At 73.2% G+C, this 8,818-nt stretch carries 11 protein-coding genes and 1 pseudogene; 3 read left to right on the top strand and 9 right to left on the bottom strand.

Features of this window, described 5'->3' with window-relative positions; genetic code table 11:
* Window positions 1-401: 401 nt before the first annotated feature.
* A complete protein-coding gene (locus ACWJ6R_RS24245; RefSeq protein WP_449064436.1) occupies window positions 402-575 on the bottom strand; it encodes a hypothetical protein in 174 nt (57 codons plus the stop codon).
* Between the two features lie 41 nt (window positions 576-616).
* Between ACWJ6R_RS24245 and ACWJ6R_RS24240 the strand changes: the two genes are divergently transcribed.
* Window positions 617-931 (top strand): hypothetical protein, encoded by a 315-nt coding sequence (locus ACWJ6R_RS24240; protein WP_449064435.1) that lies wholly within the window; start codon window positions 617-619, stop codon window positions 929-931.
* A 71-nt stretch (window positions 932-1,002) separates the two neighbouring features.
* On the opposite strand, the gene ACWJ6R_RS24235 is transcribed toward ACWJ6R_RS24240, so the two are convergent.
* Window positions 1,003-2,259 (bottom strand): class I SAM-dependent RNA methyltransferase, encoded by a 1,257-nt coding sequence (locus ACWJ6R_RS24235; protein WP_449064434.1) that lies wholly within the window; start codon window positions 2,257-2,259, stop codon window positions 1,003-1,005.
* Between the two features lie 53 nt (window positions 2,260-2,312).
* Entirely contained in the window at window positions 2,313-4,355 is a 2,043-nt protein-coding gene (locus ACWJ6R_RS24230; protein WP_449064433.1) for an APC family permease, read from the bottom strand.
* Between the two features lie 116 nt (window positions 4,356-4,471).
* Between ACWJ6R_RS24230 and ACWJ6R_RS24225 the strand changes: the two genes are divergently transcribed.
* Both ACWJ6R_RS24225 and ACWJ6R_RS24220 read left to right on the top strand, forming a co-directional pair.
* A complete protein-coding gene (locus ACWJ6R_RS24225) occupies window positions 4,472-5,137 on the top strand; it encodes a potassium channel family protein (RefSeq protein WP_449064432.1) in 666 nt (221 codons plus the stop codon).
* The gene (locus tag ACWJ6R_RS24220; protein ID WP_449064431.1) at window positions 5,137-5,796 is read left to right on the top strand and encodes a potassium channel family protein; all 660 of its coding nucleotides are present in this window, start codon (window positions 5,137-5,139) and stop codon (window positions 5,794-5,796) included. Before ACWJ6R_RS24225 ends, ACWJ6R_RS24220 begins: the two co-directional genes overlap by 1 nt.
* 22 nt (window positions 5,797-5,818) lie before the next feature.
* On the opposite strand, the gene ACWJ6R_RS24215 is transcribed toward ACWJ6R_RS24220, so the two are convergent.
* From ACWJ6R_RS24215 to ACWJ6R_RS24190, 6 genes and pseudogenes are all read right to left on the bottom strand, one after another.
* Window positions 5,819-6,478 (bottom strand): DUF3159 domain-containing protein, encoded by a 660-nt coding sequence (locus ACWJ6R_RS24215; protein WP_449064430.1) that lies wholly within the window; start codon window positions 6,476-6,478, stop codon window positions 5,819-5,821.
* Between the two features lie 50 nt (window positions 6,479-6,528).
* Window positions 6,529-6,924, bottom strand: coding sequence for an OB-fold nucleic acid binding domain-containing protein (locus ACWJ6R_RS24210; protein ID WP_449064429.1), 396 nt, complete (start codon window positions 6,922-6,924; stop codon window positions 6,529-6,531).
* A 103-nt stretch (window positions 6,925-7,027) separates the two neighbouring features.
* Window positions 7,028-7,267, bottom strand: coding sequence for a DUF3710 domain-containing protein (locus tag ACWJ6R_RS24205; RefSeq protein ID WP_449064437.1), 240 nt, complete (start codon window positions 7,265-7,267; stop codon window positions 7,028-7,030).
* A 104-nt stretch (window positions 7,268-7,371) separates the two neighbouring features.
* A pseudogene (locus tag ACWJ6R_RS24200) lies at window positions 7,372-7,698 on the bottom strand (DUF3710 domain-containing protein); the annotation flags it as partial.
* A 40-nt stretch (window positions 7,699-7,738) separates the two neighbouring features.
* Window positions 7,739-8,182, bottom strand: a complete 444-nt coding sequence (dut, locus tag ACWJ6R_RS24195) for a dUTP diphosphatase (RefSeq protein WP_449064428.1) — start codon at window positions 8,180-8,182, stop codon at window positions 7,739-7,741.
* Window positions 8,179-8,733 (bottom strand): PaaI family thioesterase, encoded by a 555-nt coding sequence (locus tag ACWJ6R_RS24190; protein ID WP_449064427.1) that lies wholly within the window; start codon window positions 8,731-8,733, stop codon window positions 8,179-8,181. The genes dut and ACWJ6R_RS24190 overlap by 4 nt, the downstream gene beginning before the upstream one ends.
* Window positions 8,734-8,818: the final 85 nt, after the last annotated feature.

Here is an 8,818-nt window from a genome sequence, read left to right as displayed (position 1 = left end):
GAGACGGGCGAGTGGGGCCGCCCCGCGCGGGCCAAGGCCGCGGCCCCGCTGCCCGCCGCCCGTACCGCCTCCGGCCGGACGGACGCACCGGCCGCCCCCTCCCCCGCGGCAGGCCCGTCCGGCTTCGTGACGTTCGTCGACGCGGTCCACGACCCCCTCTTCCATCTGCCCCGGGCCGCCCGGCAGAGCGGCGCGCGCTGGTTCACCCTCGGCCACCTCACCGCCGGGCAGGACGGCTGCACCCCCCGGTGGGGCGGGCACCAGGACCAGGGGGTCAACCCCGTCGCCAACCGGCTGGGCCCCCTGCGGACGGCCGGGGGCGACGCCGGCCTGGCCTTCGGCGGCTCCGCCGGACGGGAGCTCGCCTCGGCCTGCCTCGCGCCCGACCGCCTGACCGCCGCCTACCGCCAGGTGGTGGGGGCCTTCGACGTCGCCCACATCGACTTCGAGATCCGCGACTCCGCCGACCACGAGGCCGTACGGCGCCGCGCCGCGGCGATCTCGGCGCTCCAGCGCGAGACGACGGGCCGGGGCCGCCCGCTCGCGGTGAGCTTCACCCTCCCGCTGACCGGCAAGGGCCTGTCCCCGCAGGATCAGCTGATGCTCCGCACCACCCGTGAGACGGCGCCCGGATCACCGCGGTCAACCTCATGGTGCCGCTGCGCCCCGCGGTCCCGGGACGCAACCGCCTGCGTCCCGTCGCCGCCGCGGTGCGGGCCGCCCAGCCGCAGATCGCCCGGGCCTGGGCGAGCGCTCGGCCTGGAGGCGCATCGCCCTCACGCCCGTCCTGGCGGGCCCGTCGGACCTGTCGCCCGCCGACGCCCGCAAGCTCGCCGGCTTCGCCGCCCGCCACGGCCTGGCCTGGATCTCCACCCGGGGCGCCGTGCCCGCCCCCGAGGTCGCCCGGCTGCTGGCCGCCCCTCCCCTCTAGGACTCCCGGAGAGGCCCGGGACCTCGGCGGAAGAGGCCGCCGGGAAGCCGGGGACTCTCCGCGGGGAACGCTCAGACCGCGTCGGGGACCAGCAGTGCCACGGACTCCACGTGGTGGGTCATCGGGAAGGCGTCGAAGGCGCGCAGCCCGGCCAGGCGGTAGCCGCGCTCGGCGAACCAGGCGAGGTCGCGGGCGAGCGTGGCGGGGTCGCAGGAGACGTAGACGATCCGGGAGGCCTCCAGGCCGGCGACGCGGTCGACGACCTGGAGGCCCAGGCCCGCCCGGGGCGGGTCGACCACGACCAGGTCGGCCTTCTCGATGCGGTGGCGGTCCAGGGCGCTCTCCACGTACCCCCGGGCGAAGCGCGCCTGCGGCAGGTCGCGCAGATTGCGCTCGGCGTCGCGGACGGCGACGGTCTCGGACTCGACGCCGAACACCGCCCCGTCGGGGCCGACCGCCTCCGCCAGGCCGGCGGCGAACAGGCCGACGCCGCAGTAGAGGTCGAGGGCCCACTCCCCCGGCTTCGGGTCGGCGAACTCCATGACGACCGCGTTCAGGGTGGCGGCGGCGCTCGGGTGGACCTGCCAGAAGCCGCTGCCGGTGATGCGGAACTCGCGGTCGCCGACCTTCTCGGTCAGATGGCCCGGCCCGTGGACCGACCGGGAGCGGCCCTTGCCCTCGTCGACGAAGACGGCCACGCTCTCGTCGAGGTCGGGCACGGCCACCGTACGGCGCGGCTTGGGCGCCACCACGACGGCCTGGTCCCCCGTGGAGGAGGCGATGACCTCGACCGAGGAGGCTCCCCGCCAGTTCATGACCTCGGCGCCGACGTTCTCCACCTCGGGGTGGGCGATCAGGCAGGCGTCCACGTGCTGGATGTCGTGGGAGCGGTGGCGGCGCAGGCCGAGCGCGCCGTCGCGGTCCACGGCGAACTGCACGCGGGTGCGCCAGCCCAGGCCGTCGGGGGCGCCCGGAACCTCCTCGACCTGGCCCTTCCACTCGATCCCGGCCAGTCGGCGCAGCTGCTCGGCCACCACGTCGGTCTTCAGCCGGCGCTGCGCCTCCAGGGAGGCGTGCTGCCAGTCGCAGCCGCCGCAGCGGCCGGGACCGGCGAAGGGGCAGGGCGGGACCACCCGGTCGGGAGAGGCGTCGAGGATCTCCACGGCGTCGGCCCGCAGGAACCGGGCGGTCTCCTCGGTGACCTCGGCGAGCACGCGCTCCCCCGGCAGGGCGTGCCGTACGAAGACCACCCGGCCCTCGTGGCGGGCCACGCACCAGCCGCCGTGCGCCACCGGTCCCACCGTCAGTTCGATCGCCGTCGTCCCCATGTCCCGTCCTGTCCTTCTCGAGCCTCCCCTGCGTCGCAGAGCCACCCGCAAGGTTATGCCGTGCCGTCGTCGTGTCGCGCCGCCTTGCGGCGGGGCCGGCGCACCGCACCGGCGGCGAAGGGCTCGGGACGGCCCTTGAGCCGGTCGGAGGAGTGCAGCTGCCAGGGCACGCTGATGACCATCACGCCGGGCTGGAAGAGCAGGCGGCCCTTGAGCCGCAGCGCGCTCTGGTTGTGCAGGATGTGCTCCCACCAGCTGCCGACGACGTACTCGGGGATGTAGACGCTCACCACGTCCCGCGGGGAGCGCCGGCGCCGCGACTTGACGTACTCCAGGATCGGCCGGGTGATCTCCCGGTAGGGCGAGTCGAGCGTCTTCAGCGGCACCGGGATGCCCCGCCGCTCCCACTCCTCCTGCAGCGCCCGGGCCTCCGAGCCCTCCACGCCCACGGTGACCGCCTCCAGCGTCGAAGGCCGGGTGGCGCGGGCGTAGGCGAGGGCGCGCAGGGTCGGCTTGTGGATCTTCGAGACGAGCACGACGGCGTGGTTGCGCGCGGGCAGCATCGACTCGTCGGCCTGGAAGTCCTCGTCGACGGCGAGCTCCCGGGCCACCTTCTCGTAGTGGCGGTGGATGCCCTTCATCATGGCGAACAGCACCGGCATCGCCACGCAGACGATCCACGCGCCGTGGGTGAACTTGGTCAGCAGCACGACCACCAGCACCAGGCCGGTCATCACGCCGCCGAAGAAGTTGATCGCCCGCGAGCGCTGCATGTGCAGCCGGGCCTTCAGCTCGACCTCCGTCTTCATCTCCCGGGTCCAGTGCCGGACCATGCCGATCTGGCTGAGGGTGAAGGAGACGAAGACGCCGACGATGTAGAGGTTCAGCAGGCGGCTGACGTCGGCCTGGAAGCCCCACAGCAGCAGGCAGGCCCCGGCCGCCAGGATGAGGATGCCGTTGGAGAAGGCCAGCCGGTCGCCTCGGGTGTGCAGCTGGCGGGGCAGGAAGCGGTCTTGGGCGAGGATCGAGCCGAGCACCGGGAAGCCGTTGAAGGCGGTGTTCGCGGCCAGGAACAGGATCAGCGCGGTGACGCCGGAGATGGCGAAGAACAGCGGCGAGCCGCTGCCGAAGACCGCCTCGGACACCTGCGCGATGATCGGCTGCTGGTGGTAGTCGAAACCTGCGGGGCGGCCGTCGATGATCACGTCGCGGTGGGCGTAGGCGGGCTCGGCGACCTTGACCCCGGAGGCCAGCCCCAGCGTGATGATGCCGGTGAACATGGTCACCGAGATCAGGCCCATCATCAGCAGGGTCCTGGCCGCGTTGCGGCTCTTGGGCTTGCGGAAGGCGGGCACGCCGTTGCTGATCGCCTCGACGCCGGTCAGCGCGGCGCAGCCGGAGGAGAACGCGCGCAGGATCAGGAAGGCCGCGGCGAAGGAGGTGAGATTGGTCTGCTCGGCGACGATCCGGTAGTCCGCGGTGGGCGCGCGCAGCTCGTCACCGAGGACGAACAGCCGGAAGAAGCCGTAGCCGACCATGACGAAGACCGCCGCCATGAACGCGTAGGTGGGGATGGCGAAGGCCACACCGGACTCGCGGATGCCGCGCAGGTTCACCAGGGTGAGCACGGCGACGATGAGGATCGCCACCAGCGGTTTGTGCGTCGCGACGTACGGGATCGTCGCGCCGACGTAGTCGACGCCGTTGGCCACCGAGACCGCGACCGTGAGGACGTAGTCGACCATGAGCGCGCTGGCGACGGTGAGGCCCGCGTTCCGGCCGAGGTTGACGGTGGCCACCTCGTAGTCGCCGCCCCCGCTGGGGTAGGCGTGCACGTTCTGCCGGTAGGACGCGACGACCGTCAGCATCACCACCACGACGCCGCCCGCGACCCAGGGGCTGAAGTTGTAGAACGACAGGCCCGCCAGGGAGAGGATGACGAGGATCTCCTGCGGGGCGTAGGCCACCGAGGAGAGGGCGTCGCTCGCGAAGACCGGCAGCGCGATGCGCTTCGGCAGCAGTTGCTCGTGCAACTGGGTGCTGCGCAGTGCACGCCCGATGAACAGGCGTTTAGTCAGGTCCGTCGCTTTCGGCACGTCTGACGATGCTAGCCCCCTCCGCCGCCGTCCCCTCACGCGACGCCCCCGGAGCGGGCCATACTGGCTGGGTACATCGGAGACAAGATCCGCCTCGAGCCGATCGGCGGGGGAGCATGCATATTGTGATCATGGGATGCGGCCGGGTGGGCTCCACCCTGGCGCACATCCTGGAGGACGGCGGCCACTCGGTCGCGATCATCGATCGGGACCCGCAGGCCTTCCGCCGCCTGCGGGCCGGGTTCCGCGGGCGCCGGGTCACCGGGATCGGTTTCGACCGCGACGTCCTGGAGGAGGCCGGCATCGAGTCCGCCGGCGCCTACGTGGCGGTGAGCAGCGGCGACAACTCCAACATCATCTCCGCCCGGGTCGCGCGCGAGACGTTCGGCGTCGACAACGTGGTGGCCCGCATCTACGACTCCCGCCGGGCCGAGGTCTACCAGCGGCTGGGCATTCCCACCGTCGCCACGGTCCGCTGGACCGCCGACCAGATCCTCCGCCGGGTGCTGCCCGAGGGCGCCGAACCGCTCTGGCGCGACCCCACCGGGACGATCGTGCTGGCCGAGGCGGCCTACCACCCCGGCTGGATCGGCACCAGGACCAGGGATCTGGAGGAGGCCGCCGGGACCCGGCTGGCGTTCGTCAACCGCATGGGCGAGACCCTGCTGCCCCGGCACGACTCCATGGTCCAGGAGGGCGACATCCTGCACGTCATGGCGGCCGGGAGCGACATGGACCGCATCAGCAAGGTGCTGTGCGCCGCACCGGAGGAGGAGCACTGATGCGTGTCACCATCGCGGGCGCCGGGGCCGTCGGCCGCTCCATCGCCGCCGAGCTCCTGGAGAACGGCCACCAGGTCCTGCTCATCGACGTCGACCCCAAGGCCATCAAGATCGACTCGGTGCCGCGGGCCGAGTGGCTGCTCGCCGACGCCTGCGAGATCTCCGCCCTGGACGAGGCCGGACTGGCCGACTGCCACGTCGTCGTCGCCGCCAGCGGGGACGACAAGGTCAACCTCGTCGTCTCGCTCCTGGCCAAGACCGAGTACGGCGTGCCGCGCGTGGTCGCCCGGATCAACCACCCGAAGAACGAGTGGCTGTTCAACGAGTCCTGGGGCGTGGACGTCGCCGTCTCCACCCCGCGCCTGCTCAGCGCGCTGGTCGAGGAGGCGGTGAGCGTCGGCGACCTGGTCCGCCTGATGACCTTCCGCCAGGGTCAGGCCAACCTGGTCGAGCTGACCCTTCCCGAGGACGCCCCGGTGGTCGGCCAGCGCGCCGGCTCGGTGCCGTGGCCGGCCGACACCGCCCTGGTGGCGATCCTGCGCGAGGGCCGGGTGCTGGTCCCCAGCGCCGACGACCCGCTGGAGGCCGGCGACGAGCTGATGTTCGTGGCCAGCCAGGAGGTCGAGGAGGAGCTGGCCCAGCTCCTCTCCCGCCACTGAGCGCCGTACGGCCCGCCCTCCGTCAGGAGGCCGCGGGCCGTACCGGGGTGCGCCCGCGGGCCAGCAGCCACACCATGGCGCCCAGGGCGGCGACCTGCAGCGGCCAGCCCATCACGATCTTGAGGATGCCCAGTTCGGCCACCGCGTCGTTCCCGCCGATCAGGTAGACCGGCGCCTGCACGGCCACCCGGACCACGCACGGGATCATCAGCAGCCAGGTGAGCCGGGAGCAGAGCTTCACCACGGCCGGGTCGCCGCGCCAGGCCGTCGGGTCGCCGGTGACCGAGCCGATCAGGAAGCCGACCACCGGCCAGCGGGTGACGATCGAGATCAGCATCGCCACCGAGTAGCCCGCGTTGTAGAGGATGCCGGGCAGATAGACGTCCTTGGCCTCGCCGGTGCGGGAGGCGAAGAACCAGCCGATGCCGATGCCGATCAGGCTGTTGATCACGTACTGCGGGGTGGAGCGCTGGACCAGCCGGGCCACCAGCAGGACCACCGCCGTGGAGGCGCTGACGATCAGTGAGAGCTGCAGCCGGGATGTGGTGATCCACATGACGGTGAAGACGGCCGTGGGCACGGCCGCCTCGATCACGCCCCGGATCCCGCCGAACGCCTTGGCGAGCTGGGACCGGATGGCGGCCTCCACCGTGTCGTGTGCCGCCTGCTCGGTGGTGGTCATCTGCTCTTTCCCTGTTTTCCCACTCGCCGGTTCCGGGATCATCTGTCCCCTTACACCCCGCCCGTAGGCCGGAGCTCGTAACGCGGGTTGAACATCACCTTCCGGCCGTCCTGCAGGCTGACCAGCCCCTCGGCCAGCACCATCCGGCCCGGTTCGATCCCCGCGATCCTCCTGCGCCCGAGCCAGATCAGGTCGATCACGTCCGAGCCGTCGTAGAGCTCCGCCTCGAGCGCGGGCGCGCCGCCCCGCGGCCGGAGGGTCACCGTCCGCAGTGTACCGGTCACGCAGAACCGGCGGCGCCCGGCGCACGCGGCGATGGGCGTCGCGCCCTCCTCCCGGTCGAGCTCCTGGCGCAGCTCGTCCGCCTCCAGCTCGGCCTGGCTCGTCGCCAGCCGCCGGAAGAAGCCCCGTAACCCGCCCTGCCTGCGCGGCTCCTGCGAACTCACGCCTTCTCCTTAACCCGCATATCGCCTCAGGGTACGCGATTCGCCCTGCCGGGGGGCTGCCGTCGAACCGGCGGCGGCCCGGCGGGCGGACGCCACCGGACCGTCAGCGGAGCTCGGCGATCTCCGGGCCGCGCTTGAACGGGTTGAGGTCGGGCGCCCCCGCCCCCGCCTCCGCCTGCCGGTCCATCGCCTGCCTGGCCTCGGGGGGCAGGCGCAGCTCGATCGACTCGTGCGGGGGCATGGGCTCGTCGCCGCGGACCACCACGATGTCCCGCACCACGTCCTCCAGGATCCCGGCGGCGTCCGCGTCCAGCGCGGCGCGCCCGCTGACCGCCGCCCGCAGGAACCAGCGCGGCCCGTCGACCCCCAGGTAGCGGACCGGCTCGCGCCGCCCTCACCCGGGACCCTCGCGGCCAGCTCGGTGCCGAACGGCCCCTGCCGCTCCTCGGCCGTGCCGCCGGCGCTCTCGACCGCCGCGGCCAGCTCGGCCCGGACCTCGTCCCAGATGCCGTTCCGCTTGGGCGCCGCGAACGCCTGCACCTGCAGCGCGCTCTCCTCGGCCAGCACGACGGCGCCCACGATGCGGTCGCCGGCCAGGTTCAGCTGGATCTCGAACCCGGGGCCGACCGGCACGCGCAGCCCGCCGAGGTCGACCCGCTCCCGCTCGGGGTGCGGCTCCCCGGCGTCCCACGGGCCGGACTCACGGGCCGGTGCCTGCGCGACCTCCTCGACGGCGGCGGCCGGGGTCTCCTCACGACGGCGACGTCCGAACATCTTCCTCACGCTCCTTGGAATGTCAGCGGCCGCTGAGACGTCAGCGGCCCGTGGATCCGAACCCGCCGGCGCCGCGCGCCGACCCGGGCAACCGGTCCACCTCGTAGAACGCGGCCCGTTCCACCTTCTGCACGACGAGCTGCGCGATCCGGTCCCCCCGGCGCAGCCGTACCGCGTTCTTGGCGTCGGTGTTGAGCAGCGTCACCCTGATCTCGCCCCGGTAGCCCGCGTCGACGGTGCCCGGCGCGTTCACGATCGTCACGCCGTGCTCGGCGGCCAGGCCGGAGCGCGGGTGGACGAACGCGGCGTAGCCGTCGGGCAGGGCGATGGCCACTCCGGTGCCCACGGTGGCCCGCTCGCCGGGGAGCAGCTCGACGTCCTGCGCGGCGCGCAGGTCCGCCCCGGCGTCGCCCGGATGCGCGTAGGACGGCAGCGGCAGCCCGGCGTCGAGCCGGTGGATCAGCACCTCGACCTGGTGGGTCACGGATTCACCTCGTACTCATGGTGCTCGGCGAGGATGGCCTGGGCGTCGCCGTGCTCGGCGAAGTGCTCCATGCCGACCTCGATGAAGAGAGCGGCGGCGCGCACGGCGACCGGACCGTCCGGGGCGCCGATCCGCCCCTCCGCTTCAAGATATGCCTTCCGGCCGGCCATGCCGGTGCACCAGGCGCGCAGGTGCAGCGTGGTTCCCACGGGGACCGGCGCCAGGTAGTCGGTCTCCAGCCGCCCGGTGACGTAGGGGCGCTGGAACAGCCAGACGGACATGCCGATGACCTCGTCCATCGCCGCGGCCAGCACGCCGCCGTGCGCGAGGCCCGGCGCCCCCTGGTGCGCCTGGCCCACCGTGAGCTCCGCGGTCACCGTGACCCCGTCGGGGGTGACCGCCGACAGGTGCAGGCCGGTCGGGTGGCGGTCGCCGCAGCCGAAGCAGCGGCTGTAGTGCGAGCCGAGCGGGGAGCCGGGGGCGGGCGCTCCGGGAAGCGGTTCCGGCGGCGTCGCGCCGGGCGGAGGAGTGGTGATGGCGGAACGGGTCACGGGGGAGAACGTTACCCGCTGGACTGCGGCGATCCGTCATCCGCGGGCCGGTCCGGCGCGCGGCGCGCGGGCTCCGGCGCGGGCG

Source organism: Planomonospora algeriensis (assembly GCF_977012225.1).
Note: the sequence above shows the minus strand (reverse complement) of the source record. Positions and strands in the feature narration are given on the sequence as shown.

Excerpts from the sequence above, each read along its gene's own strand:
- ACWJ6R_RS24235 (WP_449064434.1), bottom strand. The coding sequence starts at position 2,259 with ATGGGGACGACGGCGATCGAACTGACGGTGGGACCGGTGGCGCACGGC.
- ACWJ6R_RS24225 (WP_449064432.1), top strand. The coding sequence starts at position 4,472 with ATGCATATTGTGATCATGGGATGCGGCCGGGTGGGCTCCACCCTGGCG.
- ACWJ6R_RS24220 (WP_449064431.1), top strand. The coding sequence starts at position 5,137 with ATGCGTGTCACCATCGCGGGCGCCGGGGCCGTCGGCCGCTCCATCGCC.
- ACWJ6R_RS24215 (WP_449064430.1), bottom strand. The coding sequence starts at position 6,478 with ATGACCACCACCGAGCAGGCGGCACACGACACGGTGGAGGCCGCCATC.